The organism is Paraburkholderia sp. 32 (assembly GCF_050435345.1).
GTDB classification, from domain to species: Bacteria; Pseudomonadota; Gammaproteobacteria; order Burkholderiales; family Burkholderiaceae; genus Paraburkholderia; species Paraburkholderia tuberum.
This window is the reverse complement of the sequence record NZ_JBNDKD010000003.1, coordinates 2,227,817-2,248,080: the sequence shown is the minus strand read 5'-3', so window position 1 is coordinate 2,248,080 and position 20,264 is coordinate 2,227,817. Positions and strand designations below refer to the sequence as shown.

The following is a 20,264-nucleotide window of genomic DNA, read 5'->3' as shown; positions in this document are numbered from 1 at the left end:
TTAAGGCGGTAAACGATGATGTCGCACTCCACTCGCACTCCGGTTCATTCGCGCACGGCCGAGGCGCTCGTGCAGCTCACGCTGCTCGCCGCGCTCGGCGGCTGCGCCCAACTGCCGAGGGAACCGATCACCCAGCAGCCGATGAACGCGGTGCCGCCGCTGCCGCCGCAGGCGCAGGCGCCGGGCTCGATCTACAACCCGGGCTACGCGGGTCGGCCGCTGTTCGAAGACCAGCGGCCACGCAACGTAGGCGACATCATCACGATCGTGATCGCCGAGAACATCAACGCGACGAAGAACTCGGGCGCGAATGCGAGCCGCAACGGCAGCACGAACTTCAGCGTGCCGACCGCGGGCTTTCTCGGCGGCCTGTTCGCCAAGACCAACCTGAACGCGACCGGCGCCAACGGCTTTGCCGGCACCGGCGGCGCGAACGCGTCGAATACGTTCAACGGCACGATCACCGTGACCGTGACCGGCGTGCAGGCGAACGGCAACCTGATCGTGAGCGGTGAGAAACAGATGCTGATCAATCAGGGTAATGAATTCGTGCGCTTTTCCGGTGTCGTGAATCCCAACACGATTTCGAGTCTGAACGCCGTGTACTCAACCCAGGTCGCCGACGCGAAAATCGAATACTCCGCGAAGGGTTACATCAACGAAGCGGAGACCATGGGCTGGCTGCAGCGGTTCTTCCTCAACGTGGCGCCGTGGTGATCATGGGTACCGTCTTCAACACGCTGTCGCGCGCGGGCCGCGCACTGATGTTCGTCGCGCTCGCCTGCGCGGCACTGCCGGCCGCGACGCCGGCGCACGCGGAGCGCCTGAAGGACCTCGTGCAGATCCAGGGCGTGCGCGACAACCCGCTGATCGGCTACGGCCTCGTGGTCGGCCTCGACGGCACCGGCGACCAGACCACGCAGACGCCGTTCACGACGCAGACGCTCGCGAACATGCTCGCGAACCTCGGCATCTCGATCAACAACCAGGCGGCGGGCTCCAGCAACTCGCAGTCGTCGCTGTCGAACATCCAGTTGAAGAACGTCGCCGCGGTGATGGTGACCGCGGTGCTGCCGCCGTTCGCGCGGCCGGGCGAAGCGATCGACATCACGGTGTCGTCGCTCGGCAATGCGAAAAGCCTGCGCGGCGGCACGCTGCTGCTCACGCCGCTGAAGGGCGCCGACGGCCAGGTGTATGCGCTCGGCCAGGGCAACGTCGCCGTGGGCGGCGCGGGCGCGAGCGCGAACGGCAGCAGGGTGCAGGTCAACCAGCTCGCCGCGGGGCGCATCACCAGCGGCGCGATCGTCGAGCGCTCGGTGCCGACGGCGGTGTCGCAGGCGGGCACCATGCAGCTCGACCTGAACGACATGGACTACGACACCACGCAGCGCGTCGTCGCGGCGATCGACAACGCGTTCGGCAGCGGCACCGCGACCGCGCTCGACGGCCGCACGATCCAGCTGCGCGCGCCGGCCGATCCGCAGCAGCAGGTCTCGTTCATGGCGCAATTGCAGAACCTCGAAGTGCGGCCCGGGCAGGCCGCCGCGAAAGTCATCCTGAACGCCCGCACCGGCTCGATCGTGATGAACCAGATGGTCACGCTGCAGAACTGCGCGGTCGCGCACGGCAATCTGTCGGTCGTGATCAATACGCAGCCGGTGGTGAGCCAGCCGGGCGCGTTCTCGAACGGCCGCACGGTGGTCGCGCAGCAGTCGCAGATCCAGATGAAGCAGGACAACGGCTCGCTGAAACTCGTGAACGCCGGTGCGAACCTCGCCGAAGTGGTGAAGGCGCTCAACGCGCTCGGCGCGACGCCCGCGGATCTGATGTCGATCCTGCAGGCCATGAAAGCAGCCGGCGCATTGCGCGCCGACCTTGAAATCATCTAAGGAGCACGCGAGATGAATTCCGATACGACCAATAGCGCCAACTCCGCCAACGATCTGACCAGCCGGTTCGCGCTCGACGTGCAGGGCTTCGGCGCACTCAGCGCGCAGGCGAAGGCCTCGCCGCAAGCCGGCATGAAGATGGCCGCGCAGCAGTTCGACGCCGTGTTCACGCAGATGATGTTGAAGAGCATGCGCGATGCAACGCCGCAGGACGGTCCGTTCGATTCGCACGACACGGCGACGTTCACGTCGATGATGGATCAGCAGATGGCGCAGCAGCTGTCGAAGAAGGGCATCGGCGTCGCCGACGCGATGCTCAAGCAACTGATGCGCAACCAGGGCATGCAGGTGGGTGGCGCGAACGGCGCGGGCGCGGCGGGTGGTCTCGCCGGCATGGCCAACGCGCTCGGCGGCGCTAGCGGCGGCGCTAGCGGCGGCGATGAAGGCCAGAGCGCGGCGCTCAACGCGCTCGCGCGTGCCTACGGCAACGCCCAGGCCAACGGTCAGCTCGGGCTCGGCCGCGCCTACTCGGCCAATAGCGCGCTGACGCCGCCGGTGCGCGGCGACGGCAGCTCGTCGAAGGTCGACGCCTTCGTCGACAAGCTCGCCACGCCGGCGCAGGCCGCGAGCGCGGCGACCGGCATTCCGGCGCGCTTCATCATCGGTCAGGCCGCGCTCGAATCGGGCTGGGGCAAGAGCGAGATCAAGAAGGCCGACGGCTCGACGAGCCACAACGTGTTCGGCATCAAGGCGGGCAACGACTGGACCGGCAAGACCGTGTCGACGGTCACGACCGAGTATGTGAACGGCAAGCCGCAGCGCACGGTCGAGAAATTCCGCGCGTACGACTCGTACCAGGAAGCGATGACCGATTACGCGAGCATGTTGAAGAGCAATCCGCGTTACGCGCAGGTGATCAATTCGTCGCGCGACGTGAACGGTTTTGCGAACGGCATGCAGCGCGCCGGTTATGCAACCGATCCGCATTACGCGAAAAAGCTGCTGTCGATCATGCAGAAAATGGGCTGATTAAAAATAACGCACGCGACGGGCATCAAAGCGGTTTTAAAGGTGTCGGTAAAAGCGGCGATAAAAGCAGCAGAAAAACCGGCATCGGTAAAAAGCTCCGCAGGGTCCGGGGCGAGCAAGGTCGCGGAAAATAGGGCAGATACGCTTTTAACGTTTGCGCGAAATTTTCCGGCGAATATTTAAATTGAGCCCCTAAATTTTGGCTCGATGCTGCCGCTAACGAGTTAGACCCGATACCGGAATAGCGCTGTAAGGTCCGGTCGAACGCGTGTGTTGCGGCTTTGCATGAAGACCCTCAGAGTCCATGGCTAGGCCCTGGCACGTGCCCGCAAGAACATGCTTACCGGCAAGCCCATGGATATGAACCAGTCGAACGGCCTGACTGACACGAACGGTCAGCCGCACGTCCCGCAAAACGAGAGCGCTTCCGATTTCGGCCGCCGCAATCCGCTGGAAATCGGCGTGCAGCTGCGCAATATCGTCAATCGCGGCGATTTCCTCACCGTCGAATATGCGGGCGGGCAGATCGTCACGCGCCTGCTCGACGTCGACGTGCGCGAGCGCACCTTCACCTTCGATTGGGGCGCGCTCGCCGATCAGAACAAGGGGCTGCTCAACGCGCCGCGCTGCCAGTTCCACGCGTCGCCCGACGGCGTGCGCGTCGAGTTCACGACCCCGACGCCACGCGAGACGCGCTTCGAGGGAATGCCGGCGTTCGAGGCCGACTTCCCCGAGGTGCTGTTCTACGTGCAGCGCCGCGAGTACTTCCGCGTCGCCGCGCCGATTCTCGACCCGTTCATGTGTACGGGCCGCCTGCCCGAGGGCGACACGTTCCGCTTCGAGGTGCACGACCTGTCGCTCGGCGGCGTCGGGATGCGCACGACCGACCTGCGCGTCGCCGCGCTGCCGATGGGCGCGCGCCTGATGGACTGCGAGCTCACGCTCGGCGCGCTCGGCCGTCTGTCGCTCGATCTGCAGCTCGTGTCGCATCGCTCGCTCGCGCTGCCGAACGGCACGCAGCGCTATCAGCTCGGCTTCCGTTTCCTGTCGCTGCCGGGCAGCGCGGAAAACACGCTGCAGCGGCTGATCACGCAGCTCGAAATGAAGCGCCGCTCGCTGGCGCGCTGAGCGGCGAGCCAACGCGCGGTGCCGTGCGCGCGACGCCCGGCACCGCGCGAACGCTTTGGCCGACGAAGCAAACGTTGCACTCGCGTCGGAGGCAACAGCGCGGCAACGTCGCGCAAACGAAACGGCATGGCCCTCAATTTTTCGCACGGTGGGCCGTTAAAGAGGATGTTCCACTAACGCGGTGGCATGTCTGCGATGCCGCCCTTCAGGATGACGCATGTCCAGCAATCTGTTGAATATCGGCCTTAGCGGACTCAACGCGGCCCAGTGGGGTTTGACGACGACTGGTGAGAACATCAGCAACGCGTCGACACCCGGCTATACGATGGAAACCCCGGTGTATTCGGAGACGGGCGGCACGTATACCGGCTCCGGCTACCTGCCGATGGGCGTCTCCACCGACACCGTGACGCGCGCGTACAGCCAGTACCTGACGACCCAGCTGAACAACGCGCAGTCGTCGAGCAGCGCGCTCACCGCGTACAACACGATGATCACCCAGCTCAACAACCTCGTCGGCAGTCCGACCGCCGGGATTGCGAGCGCGATCAGCGGTTACTTCACCGGGCTGCAGAACGTCGCCAACAACGCGTCGAGCGTGTCGACGCGGCAGACCGCGGTCAGCGACGCGCAGACGCTCGCGAACCAGATCAACGCGGCGGGCCAGCAGTACGACCAGTTGCGCTCGAGCGTCAACACGCAGCTGAGCAACTCTGTTACGCAGATCAACACCTACACCGCGCAGATCGCGTCGCTGAATACGCAGATCACGCAGGCGAGCAACCAGGGCCAGCCGCCGAACCAGCTGCTCGACGAACGCGACCAGGCGGTGTCGAACCTGTCCCAACTGATCGGCGTGTCGGTCGTGCAGGACAACGGCAGCTATAGCCTGTTCATGTCGAGCGGACAGCCGCTCGTGCTGGCCGGCAACAGCTTCAATCTCGGCACGGCGACTTCGTCGGGTGATCCGAGCGAGCTGTCGGTCCAGTATCTCGGCCAGGCCGGGGCAAAGCCGACACCGACGCCGCAGACGCTGTCCGACACGAGCGTGTCCGGCGGCACGCTGGGCGGACTGCTGCAATTCCGCTCGCAAACGCTCGATCCGGCCGAGGCGCAACTCGGCGCGATCGCGACCAGCTTCGCCGCGCAGGTCAATGCGCAGAACGAACTCGGCCTGACGCTGAACGGCACCGCGGGCGGCGCGCTGTTCACGGTCGGCTCGCCGACCGTGTACGCGAACTCGCAGAACACCGGCAACGCTACGCTCGGCGTCTCGTTCGCCGACGCGACCCAGCCGACCACGGGCGACTACACGCTGTCGTACGACGGCAGCACCTACACGTTGACCGACAACCAGACCGGCAGCATCGTCGGTTCGGCGGCGAACCTGACCAACCCGATCGGCGGCCTGCAGTTCTCGGTCGCGAGCGGCACGATGAAGGCCGGCGACTCGTTCTCGGTCGAACCGACCCGCGGCGCGCTCGACGGCTTCGCGCTGACCACCACGTCGGCGTCGGCAATCGCGGCCGCGGCGCCGGTGCTCGCGTCGGCGTCGACGTCGAACACCGGCACCGGGACGATCACGCAAGGCACGGTATCTGCCGGCTACAGCGCGCCGACCAGCACCTCGACGATCACTTACACCGCGGGCACCGGCCTGACCGGCTTCCCGGTCGGCACGGTGGTGACAGTCGCCGGCTCGCCGTCCACGCAGTACACGATCAGCTCGGCGACGACCGCGGTGCCATACTCGCCGAGCTCGGGCGCGACGCTGACGATCACCAACCCGAGCAATTCGGCGAGCGCGGGCGTGATGAACAACGTGACGGTCACGATCAGCGGCACGCCCGCCAACGGCGACTCGTTCACGATCGGACCGAACACCGGCGCGACCAACGACGGCCGCAACGCGCAACTGCTGTCGAACCTGACTTCGGCGCAGGCGCTCGACGGCGGCACCTCGACGCTGACGGGCGCGTACGCGAGCTACGTCAACAACATCGGCAACCAGACCACGCAGATCCAGACCTCGGCGACCGCGCAAAGCACGCTCGTCACGCAGATCACGTCGGCGCAGCAGTCGGTGTCGGGCGTCAATATCAATGAGGAAGCGGCCAACCTGCTTCAGTACCAGCAGCTCTATCAGGCCAACAGCAAGGTCATCCAGACGGCGCAGACGCTGTTCCAGACTTTGCTTGGCATCTTCTCGTAAGGCGGAACCATGCGAATTTCGACCCAGCAGTACTTCAGCATGAACGTCGCGAACATGAGCAATCAGCAGGCTCAGTTGTCGCAGATCTATCAGGAAATCTCGAGCGGCGAGAGCCTGACCACGCCCGCCGACAATCCGCTCGGCGCCGCGCAGGCCGTGCAGCTCAGCTCGACGGCGTCCGCGCTGTCGCAGTACACGACGAACCAGAACGCGGCGCTCACGTCGTTGCAGGCCGAGGACTCGACGCTCTCCAGCGTCATCACGACGTTGCAAAGCGCGAACACGTTAGGCCTGCGCGCCGGCGACGGCAGTTTGAACGACGCCGACCGCACGGCGATCGCCGCGCAGCTGACCGCCCTGCGCGACCAGCTCGTCACCTCCGCGAATGCGAGCGACAGCTCGGGCAATGCGCTGTTCGCCGGTTTCCAGAATTCGACCCAGGCCTTCACGACCGATGCGGCCGGCAACGTCACCTATACGGGCGACACGGGCACGCGCACCGTGCAGGTCACCGATAGCAACGCGGTCTCGACCGGTGACAATGGGCTGTCGGTGTTCATGAGCGTCGGCGCGACCAACGCGCAGCCGATCGCCTCGGGCGACCCGGCCAATACCGGCAGCGGCGTGATCGGCGCGGTGTCGGTCAAGGATCCGACCAACGCGGGGAACGCGGACTCGTACCAGATCCAGTTCAGCGGCAGCGGCAGCTCGCTCACCTACACGGTCACTGACACGACGACCAACGTCGCGGGTACGGTGCAGCCGTACACGGCGGGCTCGGACATCACGATCGCGGGCCAGACCGTCGAAATCACAGGCACGCCGGCGGCCAACGACAAATTCACGGTGCAGCCGGCCAACCAGGCGGGCACCAACGTGTTCGCGAACCTGAACGCGATGATCGCCGCGCTCCAGCAGCCGGTGAGCGGCAACCCCGCGGCCTCGGCGAACCTGCAGAACGCGTTGAATACGGGCCTGTCGCAGCTTGGCAACACGCTGAACAACGTCACCGCGGTGCAGGCATCGGTCGGCGGCCGCGAGCAGGAAGTCAAGGCGCTGCAAACGGTGACGGAGACCAACTCACTGCAAACGCAAAGCGATCTCGCGGACCTGACCCAGACCGACATGGTCTCGACGATCAGCAAGTACTCGATGGAGCAGGCGGCCTTGCAGGCTTCGCAGCAAGCGTTCGTGCAGATCCAGAACATGTCGCTGTTCCAGTACATCAACAGCTGATGCCGCTCCCGGCGGCGCAATAAAGAAACCGGCGCGAGCCGGTTTTTTTATGTCCGCGATTTTCGGCGTTATCCCAGTGCCGCCGCGACCCGTCCCATCTCATCGATGCCGTTATCGAACAAGCGCACGAAGAACGGGATCATGTTCGGCAGCATCAGCTGCACGAGCAGCAGGCCGACCAGCATCGTCAGCGGAAAGCCGATCTGGAACACGCCGATCTGCGGCGCCGCGCGATTGAGAATGCCGAGCGCGAGGTTCGCGATCAGCAGTGCGACGACGACCGGCAACGCGAGCAGCAGCCCCGCCGAGAAGATCGAGCCGCCCCAGTTCGCGAGCGTTTGCCAACCGTGCGGCGCGAGCAGGTTCGCCGACACCGGCACCGACTGGAACGTCGTCACGAGCGCGGCGATCATCTGCAGATGACCGTCGACGGCGAGAAACACCAGCGTCGCGATCGTCGTCATGTAGCGTGAGATCACGACGCCCGAGCCGGTCGCCTGCTGGTCGAAGAAGGTCGCGAAGCCAAGGCCCATGCCGAGGCCGATGAAGTAGCCGGTCGCGTCGATCGCCTGGAACACGACCTGCATCGTCACGCCGAGCGCGATGCCGATCAGGAACTGGTTGACGAGAATCCACACGCCGGCCGCGGAAAACACGGTGACCTGCGGCAGCGCGCCGATCGTCGGGGCGACGATGATCGTCGCGAACGCGGCGAGACCGATTTTCACGCGCGAGGGCAGCGACATGTTGCCGAGCACCGGCGCGGTCGCGATCAGCGCGGCGATGCGCGCGAACGGCCACAGGAACGCGGTCAGCCAGACGTTCAGTTGCGCGTAGGTGACCGTGAACATGGAGTGGGGAGGGCAGGCGTGCCAGCGGCGCTCAGTTGACGAGCGTCGGAATGCTGGTGATCGTGTGGCGCAGATAGTCGAGCATCGTGGTCAGCATCCATGGTCCGGCGATCACCAGCGTGAGCGCGATCGCGAGCAGCTTCGGGATGAACGACAGCGTGCTTTCGTTGATCTGCGTGGCCGCCTGGAACAGGCTCACGACCAGACCGACGACGAGCGCGACGAGCAGCAGCGGGGCGGCCAGCACGAGGCCGACGTACATGGCCTGGTGGGCCAGCGTCATGACTGCTTCGGGTGTCATCGTGAGTGCCTGAGGAACAAGGAGTCAAAAAATATCAGACGAAGCTCTGCGCGAGCGAGCCGAGCAGCAACTGCCAGCCGTCGACGAGCACGAACAGCATCAGCTTGAACGGCAGCGAAATCGTCGCCGGCGACACCATCATCATGCCCATCGACATCAGCACGCTCGCGACCACCATGTCGATGATCAGGAACGGAATGAAGATCGTGAAGCCGATCGTGAAGCCGGTCTTCAACTCGCTCGTCACGAACGACGGCACCAGCAGCGACAGCGGCACGTCTTCGGGCCCCTGCATCGGCGCCGCGTGCGAGATGCGCGCGAACAGCGCAAGGTCGCTTTCGCGGGTCTGACGCAGCATGAAGGTCTTGAACGGCGCGACGCCGCGCGCCACCGCCTGATCCATCGACATCGTGCCTTCGGAGAACGGCTTGTAACCTTCGTTATAGGCTTTATCGAGCACCGGCGACATCACGAACAGCGTCAGAAACAGCGCGAGACCGACGACCACCTGGTTCGGCGGCGTCGTGGTCGTGCCGAGCGCCTGGCGCAGCAGCGACAACACGATCACGATGCGCGTGAAGCTCGTCATCATCAGCACCATCGCGGGCAGGAACGACAGCATCGTGAGCAGCAGCATCGTCTGCACGCTCAGCGAGTAAGTCGTGCCGCCGTTGGGGCCGGGGCTCGTCGTGAACGCCGGCAGGCCGGCGGTTTGCGCGAAAGACAGCGTCGGCAGCGCGAACAGCAGTGCCGGCAGCGCGAGTTGCAGCGCTGCGGGGAGCGCCCGCCCCGCACGGCGCGTAAGCGTGAAGAACCAGGCTGACTGCCTGAAACTGACCTGCATTACCGATCCCCGCCGCGGTGCGCGTTGAAACGTTTGCCCACTTCGCCCTTCAGGGCGTCGCGAAAGCGTTGACCAAAAGTGCCGGAAAGCGGTGCAGGCGAAGCGGCAACCGTATCGGCCGCGACGGAACCCGCCGGCATCGTATGCAGCAGCCGCACGTTGCCGGGCGCGGCGCCGAGCACGAGCCACGTATCGCCGATCTCGACGACCGCGACGCGTTCCTTGCCACCGAGCGAAGCGCCGCCGACCGTCTTCACAAGACCGCCGCGCTGGCCCGGTTGCAGGCCGAAGCGTCGGGCGAGCCACGCGCAGCCGAACACGAGGCCGATCACGACCGCCAGCCCGACGAAGGTTTGCAGGACCGCGCCGACGCCGAGCGCCGGCACCGCGCTACCCGCGCCGACACCGGAGGCGATCTTCGCGGCGTTGTTGACCGCGTTCATGTCGGCGGCGTGCGCGACGGTGGACGCGAAAAGCGACGCGAGCAGCACGCCGCGACCTGCCAAACGTTTCATCGATTGAGTTTCCGGATGCGTTCGGACGGCGTGATGATGTCGGTCAGCCGGATACCGAACTTGTCGTTGACGACCACCACCTCGCCCTGCGCGATCAGGCAGCCGTTGACGAGCACGTCCATCGGCTCGCCGGCCATGCCGTCGAGTTCGACGACCGAGCCCTGCGCGAGCTGCAGCAGATTGCGGATCGCGATCTTGGTGCGGCCGAGTTCGACCGTCATCTGGACGGGAATGTCCAGGATCATGTCGATGTCGTTGTGCGTCGAGGTCGGCGCGGCCTTCGACAGCGGCTGGAACACGGCGCCCGCGGCCGGGTTGATTTCGTCGTTGCCGTTCTGCTCGGCGAGCGCGCTTGCCCAGTCGGCCATCGCCGCGTCGTCTTCCACGGCGGACAGCTCGCCGGCGAGTTGCGAGGCTGCCGCGAGATCGGTCTCGGGCTTTGCGTTCAGGTCACTCATATCCACCTTCCTTCATCGTGTCGGCTGCGCTGATCATCTTCTGGACCCGCAACGCGTACTGACCATTGAAAATTCCGTAGCCGCATTCCATCACCGGCACGCCGTCCACTTTCGCGGTGATGTGCTCGGGGATGTTGATCGGCAGAACATCGCCTTTGCGCATGTTCAGGATCTGTTCGAACGTGACCGGCACCTGCGCGAGATCGGCGCTCAGCTGCACTTCGGCGGCCTGCACCTGCTGCGACAGCACGCGCACCCAGCGTCGGTCGACGTCCATCGCCTCGCCCTGGATCGGCGACGAGAGAATGTCGCGGATCGGCTCGATCATCGAGTAGGGCATGCAGATGTGCAGCGTGCCGCCCGTCGAGCCGAACTCGATCGAGAACTGCGTGACGATGACGATTTCGTTCGGCGTCGCGACGTTGGCGAACTGCGTGTGCATTTCCGAGCGCACGTATTCGAACTGCAGCGGACGCACGCTCTTCCACGACGCCGCGTAGTGCTCGAACGTCAGATTGAGCAGCTTCGTGATGATGCGCTGCTCGGTCTGCGTGAAATCGCGTCCTTCGACGCGCGTATGGAAACGGCCGTCGCCGCCGAACAGGTTGTCGACCACGAAGAACACGAGGTTCGGATCGAACACGAACAGCGACGTGCCGCGCAGCGGCTTCACGTGGACCAGGTTCAGGTTGGTCGGGATCGGCAGGTTGCGCGTGAACTCGCTGTACTTCTGCACCTTCACCGGGCCGACGGAAATTTCCGCCGAGCGCCGCATGAAGTTGAAAATGCCGACGCGCAACAGGCGCGCGAAGCGGTCGTTGATGATTTCGAGGCCCGGCATCCGGCCACGGACGATACGTTCCTGCGTGGCGATGTTGTACGGCCGCACGCCCGTGCGGTCGTTTTGCTCGGATTCCGTGTCGGATTCGCCGGTGACGCCCTTCAGAAGGGCATCGACCTCCTCCTGGGACATGAACTCTTCGTGGCCCATTGCTTATTCCTCGTGCGTCCCTTGGCGATTGATGATGGCAGCGCTTGACAACGTCACGTCACTGCACGACGAATTCGGTGAACAGCACGTCCTGCACGCGGATCGGTGCGGCGCCCTTGTCAATCGGCTCGGTGATCAGCGTCTTCAGCTCTTCGGCGAGCGCGCGCTTGCCTTCGAGCGGCGCGAGTTCTTCGGGGTGCTTGTTCGACAGCGCGAGCAGGATGCGGCTGCGCACTTCCGGCATGTGATCGGTGAGCGCCTGCTGGGTGGCGGCATCGCCGAGCTTGAGCGTGAGGCCGATGCGCAGGAAGTGTTGCTGGCCGTCGTCCGATTGCAGGTTGACGGTCATCGATTCGAGCGGGAAGAACAGCGGCACGGCGGATTGCGCCGGCGCGGCTTCGGCCGATACGGCGACGGGTGCGCGCTTCGACATGAAGAACCACACGCCGGCACCGGCAGCGCCCGCGGCGATCAGCGCAATGAGGACGATCAGGATGATGCGCTTCATGGGGCCCGGCGAGGCGGGCGCTTGTTGCGGTGCGGTCGTGGTTGCCATTTGGTTTGCCAGCTTGTTGCTGGCCTAGTAAGGGTTAGGGTGATTGTTGTTGATTTGCCTGCGGCGCTATGGGTCGAAAAGAAGGGCTATTTCTGGCTATTTCTGGCTGTTTCTGGTTTTTGGGGTTTTTTTTGTCGTTGTTCTGGCTTTTTTGGCCTTTCCTTGCTTTGTTATCGGTCTATTAGCGTTGCCCCTGTGCGGGGCGGCACCTACTTTCTTTGCTGCTGCAAAGAAAGTAGGCAAAGAAGACAGCTCAAACCGCCAACTCTTAAGCGGATCCCTCGGTCTGCATGAGGTAGTGGTGCATCTGGAATCCGTGCTCCCGCACATTCCGCTCCAGTGACAAGGCAGTCATTCTTCCGGCGGCGCTACGCGCGCCGAAACCCCGTTCAAAACCCACTGGTGGTTTCGGCGCATCGCCGAGGCGCAGCTGACGGCCCCCGCTGCGCGGGCCAAACCATTGGTTTCCCTGGCAGACCCGTCCGCGACGCACGTAGTGCGGAGTGGGAGGGATGACGGCTTTGTCACGAACGGGGAATGTGCGGGGGCCCGGATTCCAGATGCACCACTCCCCCTCCCAAGCCAAGGGACCCGCTTATGAGCTTGCGGTTTGAGCTGTCTTCTTTGCCTACTTTCTTTGCAGCAGCAAAGAAAGTAGGTGCCGCCCCGCACAGGGGCAACGCTAATAGACCGATAACAAAGCAAGGAAAGGCCAACAAAGCCAGAACAACGACAAAAAAGCGCCCCGCCTCGCTCTAGGCAAACGTATCGACCAATCCAACCTGCTGCCGCACGGCAACATTCCCGATGGCATCGCTGGAACTGTCCCCTGCAAGGGCGCCCCCACCACCACCACCCCTCTTCCCATTCCCCCCACCCGCGCCAGCGCTCTGCTGCTGTTGCCCGCTCTGCCGCGCAAACCCATCACTCACACTCGCGCTGCCAAGCCCAATCCCATTCGACTCCATCGCCTCGCGAAGCTTCGGCAACGCCGCCTCGACCGCCTCCCGCACCGACTGGTGCTGCGAAACGAACAGCGCATGCGCATGGTTATCCGCCACCTGCAACACGACCTGCAACGGCCCCAGATCCTTTGGATTGAGCGTCAGCTCAGCGCTCTGCGAATGCGCATTCGACAAAAACACCACCTTCTGGCTCAGCGCGTCTTCCCAGTCGCTCGTGCCGACCTGCGGCGTCAACGCATTCGCGGCGGCGGCCGCGCTCGCATTGCCCGTACTCTGCGCTGCCGCCGTCGTGCTCGCGGCGTTCGCTGCCGCCTGCGTCGCGGCCAGCGCGGCGTTCGCCGCCTCGGACGCGCTGCGCACCGATGCGAGGTTGTCCGCCTGGCCGCTCGTCGCGGCCGCGGCGCTCAACGCGTCGGCGGCCGACTTCGCTGCCGACGGATCGGCCAGCGCGGTCGCGGCAGCCGTCGCCGTCGACGTCGTGTGGGTCGTCGAGGCCCCCTTGCCGTTGCCGAACAGGCCGCTCGCGAGCGTCTTGTCGTCCGACGTGCCGTTCAGGCCGTTTTTCGTGTTGCCCAAGCCGCCCGCCGCGCTCGACACGCTCGTGGCTTTTGCGGCCGCGCCGGCAGCGAGCGCGGCCGCGGGCACCGCGCCCTGGCCGCTCGACAGCGCGGACAGCGCACGCTGCAACGCATCCTGCAGCGACTTCGGATCGACCGCGCCTTTCCTGCTTGCCGCGGTGGCCGCGAGCGCGCTCGTGGCCGTGCCGGCCAGCGCGCTCACCGCATCGGCGGCGGAGCTCGCGGCATCGGTCGTGGTGGTGGCGTTCGAGTCGGCGTTGTTGGCGACGACCTGTGCCTGCGCTTGCGCCTGAGCCTGGGCGGCAGCCGCAGCGGCGGCGAGCGCGCCAGCGTCGGTTTGCGCCTTGGTGTCTTTCTGCCTGGCTTGCGTCGCGGTCGTCTGGCTGTTCGATGCCTGCTGCGTTGGTGTCGTCGACGGCGTGGACGACGGCGATGACGCGCTGCTGCTGGCCGCGTTGCTCGCTGTGCCGTTGCCGTTCTGGCTGCCGCTCGCGCTCTGCTGCGAGGAAGCGGGAGCGGACGTGGAAGCGGAAGCGGGCGGCGGCGCACTGGGCGCGCTCGGCGCCGAGGCTTGCGACGCCGTCGCTGAACTGGTCTGCTGTTGATTCGCGCTGTTCTGCTGGTCGATGCTTTGCTGCAAGGTCTGCGCGAACGGGCTCGAGACCGCGGCGTTCGCGGACGCGCTGCTCGACCCATTGCCGCTCGTGTCGAGCAGCGTGCTCAGTTGGGAGCCGATCTGTGAAAGAAGCGACATAAAGAATCCTGTGAATCGGTCGAACGGGTGTGCCGTCAGGCTTTGGCCGCGAGGCAAGGCCTCACGCGCCGTCGGCTCGCATGCGCAGACTCCGCGCCGCAAATTCGTCGGCGTCGCGCTGTTCGCGCCGCGCCGCAACCTTCGCCTCGGCCGCCTCGCCGCGCGCCTGCAGCACTTCGTACGAGCCGAGCTTCTGCTTGTGGCGCTGCCAGTCGGGCTTCGCCGCCTCGAGGCGCGCGCTCGCCGCCGCCAGCAGGCTGCGCTGCTGCTCGATCGCGGCATCGAGCGTATCGATGAACGCCTGGAAGTTGCGCATGTTGCCGGCCGGCATGCCCGACTGCGCGCTCTCCATGAAGCGTGCGTAGTATTCGTCGCGGTACTGCACGAGCGCATCGAGTTGCGCCTGAACGTCGTTGCGCTCGCGCTGCGCGCGGCCGAGCCGCTGCGCGGCGGCGTCCACGTCGTCCTGCGCGAGACCGATCAGCGTCTTGATCGGAAAATGTTTCGACATCGTCAGCCTCCTCGGCCGTAGGGTCTGTTTACATATGGAACGCACGTGCGAATGCCCGCGGGCATTCCCCTGAAATGAATTCCAGGCAATGGGGTTGCCGCGAGAAGGGCCGCTCGCTGCGTCATGCTCCTTGCGAATACGTCGAGTATTCGCGGCGTCGCAGTCCTTGCGAGCGGCCCTTCTCGCGGCAACGCACGTGCGTTCCATATGTAAACAGACCCTAAGCAAACAGCGCGTTCAGCATGTCGATGCTCGGCTGGAAGTTCGCGCACTCGCGAAAGCCTTGCTGCAGGAACGCTTCCATCCGCGGATACAGCGCGATCGCGCGATCGAGCACCGCGTCGCGCCCGCTCGAATACGCGCCGACGTTGATCAGATCGCGGTTGCGCTGATAGCGCGACAGCATCTGCTTGAACATACGCGTTTTATTCAGATGGTTATCGTCGATCAGCGCGGTCATTGCCCGGCTAATCGACGCTTCGATATCGATCGCAGGGTAGTGGCCGGCTTCGGCGAGCGAGCGCGACAGCACGATGTGGCCGTCGAGAATCGCGCGCGCCGAGTCGGCGATCGGGTCCTGCTGGTCGTCGCCTTCGGTGAGCACCGTGTAGAACGCGGTGATCGAGCCGCCGCCCGCCGGTCCGTTGCCGGTGCGCTCGACGAGCGCCGGCAGCTTCGCGAACACCGACGGCGGATACCCCTTGGTCGCGGGCGGCTCGCCGATCGCGAGCGCGATCTCGCGCTGCGCCATCGCGTAACGGGTCAGCGAATCCATTAGCAGCAGCACGTGCTTGCCCTGGTCGCGGAAGTATTCGGCGAGCGAGGTCGAGTACGCGGCGGCCTGCATCCGTAACAGCGGCGACACGTCGGCCGGCGCGGCGATCACGACCGAGCGCGCCAACCCTTCCTCGCCGAGAATCTGTTCGATGAACTCCTTCACTTCGCGGCCACGTTCGCCGATCAGGCCGATCACGATCACCTCGGCGCTGGTGTAGCGCGCCATCGTGCCGAGCAGCACCGATTTACCGACGCCCGAACCCGCGAACAGCCCCATCCGTTGACCACGACCGACGGTCAACAGCGAGTTGATCGCGCGCACGCCGACGTCGAGCACCTTGTGAATCGGCTCGCGATTGAGCGGATTGATGACCGGCGCGGACAGCGGCGCGTCCCTTTGCGTGCCGAGCGGGCCGAGCCCGTCGAGCGGACGGCCGGATGCGTCGAGCACGCGGCCGAGCAATTCCCAGCCGACCGGTAGACGCTTCGCGCCCGCGAGCGGGTCGGCGATCGGCGCGCTTTCGAGCGGAAAGACCCGCGCGCCGGGCAACAGGCCGATCACTTCGGTGGTCGGCATCAGGAACAGCTTGTCGCCGGAGAAGCCGACCACTTCGGCTTCGGCCATCGGCAGCGAACTGCCGGGCGGCAACTCGATCATCACTTCGGCGCCGACCGACAGACGCAGGCCGACCGCTTCGAGCACGAGACCGGCCGCGCGTGTGAGACGCCCGCACGCGCGCAGCGGCTTCGCGATCGCGTTGCGCGCGCGCAGCGCGTCGAGCTGGCCGCGCCATGCCTGCATGTGGGGATTGATGTCGAGCGCGGGATCGTAGGACGGCGCGTGCGGAGCGTGAGCGGCGCAAGCACTGCGCGCGGCGTGGTCCGTCGCGGCGGACTCGCGGCTCGCCGCCGCGCCTGTCGCCGGATGTGCGCTCGCAGGAGCGTGCCATGCCGCATCCGGGGGCTGCGGAATACCGGCCGACTCGACATCGGCCAGCGCCTCGGCGCCGAACGACGCCAACGCGAGCTCGCGTTCGAGCGGCGTCAGATCGCTCGCGCGGATCTCGTCGAGCGTCGGCTTCACCACGTGCTCACCTTGCCGAGCGCGGCGGCGACGCGCTGCCAGCGCGTGTCGATGCCCGCGTCGACCTCACCGGTGCCGGCCTGCGCGCGGCAACCGCCACGCTCCACCGATGCGTCGGTGCGCACGGTCCAGCCGCGCGTTTGCAATTCATCGAGCAGATACGCCTCGACGACCGGCAGATCGGCGGGACTCACGATCAGCGCCGGTGCGCCGGCAAGCGCGGGCTCGGCCGCGAGTACCTCGCGCGCGGCCGCGATCAGTGCGGTCGGGTCGTGCTGCACGTGCTGGCGCACGACCTGCTGCGCGATGTCGAGCGCGAGTGCGATCAGCGTTTCGGAGATCGCGTGCTGCGCGCCATCGAGCGCGCTCTTGAAGGTTTCGGCGAGCGCGGCGAGCCGCATCGCTTCCTCGCGCGCCTCGGTCTGGCCTTGCGCGAAACCCTGCGCGTGCCCCTGGTCATAGCCCGCCTGATAGCCGAGCGCCTGGCCGGCCACATGACCGGACGCGACGCCCTGTGCATGCGCGGCTTCGCGGCGGTGCTCGAGTTCGGCTTCGAACGCGCGCTCGTCGAACTCGGGTTCGGCCGGCGGCGGCGCCGGCGGAGCCGGGTCGAACGACGCCATCTCCCAGCGCTGGTAGGCCGAGAGGCTTTCCTTTGCCGGGGCGTTCGGATCAGACATAGGCGTCTTCCGCCTTGCCGCCTAGAACGATCTGTCCGCTCTCGGCCAGGTTGCGCACGATCTGCAGGATGCGGCGCTGCTGCGTCTCGACTTCGGACACGCGTACCGGGCCGCGCGCGTCGAGGTCTTCGGCGAGCAACTCGGCCGCGCGCTGCGACATGTTCGACAGGAACTTCTGACGCAGCGCGGGCGCCGCGCCCTTCAGCGAGATGATCAGCGCTTCGGATTCGACTTCCTTCAGCAGCAGCTGGATCGCGCGGTCTTCGAGCTCGAGCAGGTTCTCGAACACGAACATCTGGTCGATGATCTTCTGCGCGAGCTCGGCGTCGTACTGGCGCACGTTTTCGATGACGCCTTCCTCGTGGTTGCTCGACATGAAGTTCAGAATCTCGGCCGCCGTGCGGATACCGCCCATCGGGCTGCGCTTCAGGTTGTCGCTGCCGGACAAGAGGCCGGTCAGCACGTCGTCGAGCTCGCGCAGCGCGGCCGGCTGGATGCCGTCGAGCGTCGCGATCCGCAGCAGCACGTCGTTGCGCAGCCGGTCCGTGAAACAGCCGACGATCTCCGAAGCCTGATCGCGGTCCAGATGCACGAGGATCGTCGCGATGATCTGCGGATGCTCGTTCTTGATCAGTTCCGCGACCGCCGCCGAGTCCATCCACTTCAGGCCTTCGATGCCGCTCGTGTCGCTGCCCTGCAGGATCCGGTCGATGATCGCGCCGGCCTTGTCGTCGCCGAGCGCCTTGGTCAGCACGGAGCGGATGTAATCGCTCGAATCGAGCGACATGCCGGTGTGCTGCTCGGCCTCGCGCACGAACTCCTGCAGCACCTCGTCGACCTGTTCGCGGGTGACGTTCTTCAGCGCGGCCATCGCGACGCCGATTTTCTGAACCTCACGGGGGCCCAGAAACTTGAACACCTGCGCCGCCTCTTCCTCGCCGATCGACATCAGCAGCAGCGCGCTCTTCACTACGCCTTCAGCGCTCATCGGACACCCAGTTCTTGACGACGGTTGCTACGACCTTCGGATCCTGACGCGCGATGCTGCGCGCGAACTCCAGGTTCCGCTCGTATTTGTGCTTCGCGTTTTCGAGCGCGAGATGCTCGCTATCCGCTTCGATTTCCACCACCGCGCCATCGCGCTCCTCGGCCGGGATGCCGTCGAGCAGCACCGGTTCGTCGGGCGCCATCAGCGCGGCAACCGGCTCGGGCGGCGGCGGGAAGGCGCGGCGCAACGCCGGCTTCACCATCACGAAGTAGAGGAACAGGGCCACCGCGCCGATGCCGAGGTACGTCGCGATCTGCTTGTACAGCGCGAGCATGTCGGGCGTGCGCCACCACGGCAGGTCGGCGTTCGGGTCGAGCTCGGTGGTAAACGCGCTGTTGACCACGTTGACCGAGTCGCCGCGCGACGCGTCGAAGCCCATCGCGTCCTTCACGAGCTGGGTGATCTGCGCGAGCTTGTCGGCGCTGACCGGCTGCATCGTCACGTGACCCTTCGGATCGACGACCCGCAGATAATTGACGACCACCGCGACCGACAGCCGGCGGATGCCGCCCATCGGCTGGTCGACGTGGCGCACGGTCTTGTCGAGCTCGTAGTTGGTGGTCGAATCCTTGCGGTCGCTGACCGGCGTCGTGGTGACCGAGCTCGCGCCGTTGCCCGCCACGATCGGCGCGGAGGCCGGCTGCGGCGGCTGGTTCGACAGCGCGCCCGGCACCCCCGAGGCGCCGCCTTGCGACATTTCGGTGGCGCTGCTCGACTGCTGGCTGCGGATCGCGGCCTGCTGCGGATTGCCGTTCGGGCCGTAGTTCTCGGAGGTCTGCTCGCTGTGCGAGAAGTCGATGTCGGCGCTGACCTGCGAGCGCGCGTTGCCGGCGCCGAACAGCGGCGCGAGGATCGTGTCGATGCGCTGCTGGGTGTTGCGCTCGATCTGCTGGCGGAACTTCAGCTGGGTCGCATCGAGTCCGCCGCCATTGGTTGGCTGCGTGAGCAGGTTGCCGTCCTGGTCGAGGATCGTCACGCCGCGCACCGGCATTTCCGGCACCGCCGACGCCACCATGTGCGTAATCGCGACGACCTGCCCTTCGTCGAGCACGCGGCCCGGGTACAGGTTCACGAGCACCGCCGCCGACGGCGCTTCCTTGTCGCGCACGAACACGCTCGGCTTCGGAATCGCGAGATGCACGCGCGCCGATTTCACGCTCGAGATCGCTTCGATCGTGCGTTCGAGTTCGCCTTCGAGCGCGCGCTGATAGTTGATCTGCTCGTCGAACTGGCTGATGCCGAATTTCTGGTTGTCCATCAGCTCGAAGCCGACCGAGCCACTCTTCGGCAGCCCCTGCGATGCGAGGCGCAGGCGCATCTCGTGGACCTGCTCGGCCGGCACGAGGATCGCGCTGCCGCTTTCGGACAGCTTGTACGGAATATTGGCCTGCTGCAGCGCGGTGATGATCGAGCCGCCGTCGCGGTCGGACAGATTGCTGTAGAGCACCTTGTAGCTGGGCGCGCGCGACCACAGGAACAGGCCGGCGACGACCGCCACCAGCAGCGCGACCGCGAACACGAGCGGCGCGCGCGGGTTGCCGCGCATCTGCGCGAGTCCGGACAGACGCTGGCCGAAATTGCCGCCGATACCTCCCAGGCCGCCGAGGCCACCGAGGTCGGCCATGCCGCCGGCCTGGCCGCTACCGGCCTGACCGGCAGCGGGCTGCGCGCCGGCGAGCCCCATACGGGCGTCGGGGTTGATCAAAGAGTTGGCTGACGAATCCATGCGTCGGGTTTCTCCGGGGAATGCCTTGGCGTTCTGTCGTGATGCCGCGCCGGGGCTGGGCGGACGGACAGAGACTTTCACCTTTGAAATTATCCGCAGCGCCGCTCAACCCGATTGCTTGAATAGAGCCG

General features: G+C 65.8%; 20 protein-coding genes. 7 read left to right on the top strand and 13 right to left on the bottom strand.

Annotation, left to right across the window (positions count from 1 at the left end; all coding sequences use genetic code 11):
* Window positions 1-18 precede the first annotated feature (18 nt).
* The 6 genes from flgH (at window position 19) to flgL (ending at window position 7,494) form a co-directional block, all read left to right on the top strand.
* Entirely contained in the window at window positions 19-717 is a 699-nt protein-coding gene (flgH, locus tag OKW26_RS33225) for a flagellar basal body L-ring protein FlgH (RefSeq protein ID WP_184066049.1), read from the top strand.
* Window positions 718-719: 2 nt separating this feature from the next.
* Window positions 720-1,889, top strand: a complete 1,170-nt coding sequence (locus tag OKW26_RS33220) for a flagellar basal body P-ring protein FlgI (RefSeq protein WP_026225507.1) — start codon at window positions 720-722, stop codon at window positions 1,887-1,889.
* Window positions 1,890-1,901: 12 nt separating this feature from the next.
* On the top strand, window positions 1,902-2,918 hold the full coding sequence (flgJ, locus tag OKW26_RS33215) for a flagellar assembly peptidoglycan hydrolase FlgJ (protein WP_429356303.1): 1,017 nt from the start codon (window positions 1,902-1,904) through the stop codon (window positions 2,916-2,918).
* A 354-nt stretch (window positions 2,919-3,272) separates the two neighbouring features.
* Window positions 3,273-4,046, top strand: coding sequence for a flagellar brake protein (locus tag OKW26_RS33210; RefSeq protein ID WP_184065917.1), 774 nt, complete (start codon window positions 3,273-3,275; stop codon window positions 4,044-4,046).
* 217 nt (window positions 4,047-4,263) lie between these two features.
* The gene (flgK, locus tag OKW26_RS33205; protein WP_429356302.1) at window positions 4,264-6,258 is read left to right on the top strand and encodes a flagellar hook-associated protein FlgK; all 1,995 of its coding nucleotides are present in this window, start codon (window positions 4,264-4,266) and stop codon (window positions 6,256-6,258) included.
* A gap of 9 nt (window positions 6,259-6,267) precedes the next feature.
* The gene (gene flgL, locus OKW26_RS33200) at window positions 6,268-7,494 is read left to right on the top strand and encodes a flagellar hook-associated protein FlgL (RefSeq protein WP_184065899.1); all 1,227 of its coding nucleotides are present in this window, start codon (window positions 6,268-6,270) and stop codon (window positions 7,492-7,494) included.
* Between the two features lie 68 nt (window positions 7,495-7,562).
* On the opposite strand, the gene fliR is transcribed toward flgL, so the two are convergent.
* The 7 genes from fliR to fliL are packed head-to-tail and all read right to left on the bottom strand — an operon-like array spanning window position 7,563 to window position 12,010.
* Complete coding sequence (gene fliR / locus OKW26_RS33195; protein ID WP_090802523.1) at window positions 7,563-8,345, bottom strand: flagellar biosynthetic protein FliR; 783 nt, start codon at window positions 8,343-8,345, stop codon at window positions 7,563-7,565.
* A gap of 31 nt (window positions 8,346-8,376) precedes the next feature.
* A complete protein-coding gene (gene fliQ / locus OKW26_RS33190) occupies window positions 8,377-8,646 on the bottom strand; it encodes a flagellar biosynthesis protein FliQ (protein WP_090802525.1) in 270 nt (89 codons plus the stop codon).
* A gap of 34 nt (window positions 8,647-8,680) precedes the next feature.
* Window positions 8,681-9,490 (bottom strand): flagellar type III secretion system pore protein FliP, encoded by an 810-nt coding sequence (gene fliP / locus OKW26_RS33185; protein ID WP_184069741.1) that lies wholly within the window; start codon window positions 9,488-9,490, stop codon window positions 8,681-8,683.
* Entirely contained in the window at window positions 9,490-10,005 is a 516-nt protein-coding gene (fliO, locus tag OKW26_RS33180; protein WP_429356301.1) for a flagellar biosynthetic protein FliO, read from the bottom strand. Before fliO ends, fliP begins: the two co-directional genes overlap by 1 nt.
* Window positions 10,002-10,463 (bottom strand): flagellar motor switch protein FliN, encoded by a 462-nt coding sequence (fliN, locus tag OKW26_RS33175; protein WP_429356300.1) that lies wholly within the window; start codon window positions 10,461-10,463, stop codon window positions 10,002-10,004. Before fliN ends, fliO begins: the two co-directional genes overlap by 4 nt.
* A complete protein-coding gene (gene fliM / locus OKW26_RS33170; protein WP_184065889.1) occupies window positions 10,456-11,454 on the bottom strand; it encodes a flagellar motor switch protein FliM in 999 nt (332 codons plus the stop codon). The genes fliN and fliM overlap by 8 nt, the downstream gene beginning before the upstream one ends.
* Before the next feature lie 58 nt (window positions 11,455-11,512).
* On the bottom strand, window positions 11,513-12,010 hold the full coding sequence (gene fliL, locus OKW26_RS33165) for a flagellar basal body-associated protein FliL (protein ID WP_429356299.1): 498 nt from the start codon (window positions 12,008-12,010) through the stop codon (window positions 11,513-11,515).
* A 43-nt stretch (window positions 12,011-12,053) separates the two neighbouring features.
* Here fliL and OKW26_RS33160 point away from each other — a divergent pair, with 43 nt between their 5' ends.
* The gene (locus OKW26_RS33160) at window positions 12,054-12,353 is read left to right on the top strand and encodes a hypothetical protein (protein WP_429356298.1); all 300 of its coding nucleotides are present in this window, start codon (window positions 12,054-12,056) and stop codon (window positions 12,351-12,353) included.
* A gap of 412 nt (window positions 12,354-12,765) precedes the next feature.
* Here OKW26_RS33160 and OKW26_RS33155 read toward each other — a convergent pair whose 3' ends face one another.
* From OKW26_RS33155 to fliF, 6 genes are all read right to left on the bottom strand, one after another.
* Window positions 12,766-14,307 (bottom strand): flagellar hook-length control protein FliK, encoded by a 1,542-nt coding sequence (locus OKW26_RS33155; RefSeq protein WP_429356297.1) that lies wholly within the window; start codon window positions 14,305-14,307, stop codon window positions 12,766-12,768.
* Between the two features lie 61 nt (window positions 14,308-14,368).
* Window positions 14,369-14,818, bottom strand: a complete 450-nt coding sequence (gene fliJ, locus OKW26_RS33150; protein WP_090802535.1) for a flagellar export protein FliJ — start codon at window positions 14,816-14,818, stop codon at window positions 14,369-14,371.
* A 220-nt stretch (window positions 14,819-15,038) separates the two neighbouring features.
* Window positions 15,039-16,682, bottom strand: a complete 1,644-nt coding sequence (gene fliI, locus OKW26_RS33145) for a flagellar protein export ATPase FliI (RefSeq protein WP_429356296.1) — start codon at window positions 16,680-16,682, stop codon at window positions 15,039-15,041.
* Window positions 16,676-17,359 (bottom strand): flagellar assembly protein FliH, encoded by a 684-nt coding sequence (gene fliH, locus OKW26_RS33140; RefSeq protein WP_090802539.1) that lies wholly within the window; start codon window positions 17,357-17,359, stop codon window positions 16,676-16,678. The genes fliI and fliH overlap by 7 nt, the downstream gene beginning before the upstream one ends.
* Entirely contained in the window at window positions 17,352-18,347 is a 996-nt protein-coding gene (fliG, locus tag OKW26_RS33135; RefSeq protein ID WP_187612735.1) for a flagellar motor switch protein FliG, read from the bottom strand. The genes fliH and fliG overlap by 8 nt, the downstream gene beginning before the upstream one ends.
* Entirely contained in the window at window positions 18,337-20,133 is a 1,797-nt protein-coding gene (fliF, locus tag OKW26_RS33130; RefSeq protein WP_429356295.1) for a flagellar basal-body MS-ring/collar protein FliF, read from the bottom strand. Before fliF ends, fliG begins: the two co-directional genes overlap by 11 nt.
* Between the last annotated feature and the right edge of the window lie 131 nt (window positions 20,134-20,264).

Excerpts from the sequence above, each read along its gene's own strand:
- fliJ (WP_090802535.1), bottom strand. The coding sequence starts at position 14,818 with ATGTCGAAACATTTTCCGATCAAGACGCTGATCGGTCTCGCGCAGGAC.
- OKW26_RS33155 (WP_429356297.1), bottom strand. The coding sequence starts at position 14,307 with ATGTCGCTTCTTTCACAGATCGGCTCCCAACTGAGCACGCTGCTCGAC.
- flgH (WP_184066049.1), top strand. The coding sequence starts at position 19 with ATGTCGCACTCCACTCGCACTCCGGTTCATTCGCGCACGGCCGAGGCG.
- fliR (WP_090802523.1), bottom strand. The coding sequence starts at position 8,345 with ATGTTCACGGTCACCTACGCGCAACTGAACGTCTGGCTGACCGCGTTC.
- fliL (WP_429356299.1), bottom strand. The coding sequence starts at position 12,010 with ATGGCAACCACGACCGCACCGCAACAAGCGCCCGCCTCGCCGGGCCCC.
- OKW26_RS33210 (WP_184065917.1), top strand. The coding sequence starts at position 3,273 with ATGGATATGAACCAGTCGAACGGCCTGACTGACACGAACGGTCAGCCG.
- fliH (WP_090802539.1), bottom strand. The coding sequence starts at position 17,359 with ATGTCTGATCCGAACGCCCCGGCAAAGGAAAGCCTCTCGGCCTACCAG.
- fliQ (WP_090802525.1), bottom strand. The coding sequence starts at position 8,646 with ATGACACCCGAAGCAGTCATGACGCTGGCCCACCAGGCCATGTACGTC.
- fliP (WP_184069741.1), bottom strand. The coding sequence starts at position 9,490 with ATGCAGGTCAGTTTCAGGCAGTCAGCCTGGTTCTTCACGCTTACGCGC.
- fliN (WP_429356300.1), bottom strand. The coding sequence starts at position 10,463 with ATGAGTGACCTGAACGCAAAGCCCGAGACCGATCTCGCGGCAGCCTCG.
- fliM (WP_184065889.1), bottom strand. The coding sequence starts at position 11,454 with ATGGGCCACGAAGAGTTCATGTCCCAGGAGGAGGTCGATGCCCTTCTG.
- flgK (WP_429356302.1), top strand. The coding sequence starts at position 4,264 with ATGTCCAGCAATCTGTTGAATATCGGCCTTAGCGGACTCAACGCGGCC.
- fliG (WP_187612735.1), bottom strand. The coding sequence starts at position 18,347 with ATGAGCGCTGAAGGCGTAGTGAAGAGCGCGCTGCTGCTGATGTCGATC.
- flgL (WP_184065899.1), top strand. The coding sequence starts at position 6,268 with ATGCGAATTTCGACCCAGCAGTACTTCAGCATGAACGTCGCGAACATG.
- fliO (WP_429356301.1), bottom strand. The coding sequence starts at position 10,005 with ATGAAACGTTTGGCAGGTCGCGGCGTGCTGCTCGCGTCGCTTTTCGCG.
- flgJ (WP_429356303.1), top strand. The coding sequence starts at position 1,902 with ATGAATTCCGATACGACCAATAGCGCCAACTCCGCCAACGATCTGACC.
- fliF (WP_429356295.1), bottom strand. The coding sequence starts at position 20,133 with ATGGATTCGTCAGCCAACTCTTTGATCAACCCCGACGCCCGTATGGGG.
- OKW26_RS33220 (WP_026225507.1), top strand. The coding sequence starts at position 720 with ATGGGTACCGTCTTCAACACGCTGTCGCGCGCGGGCCGCGCACTGATG.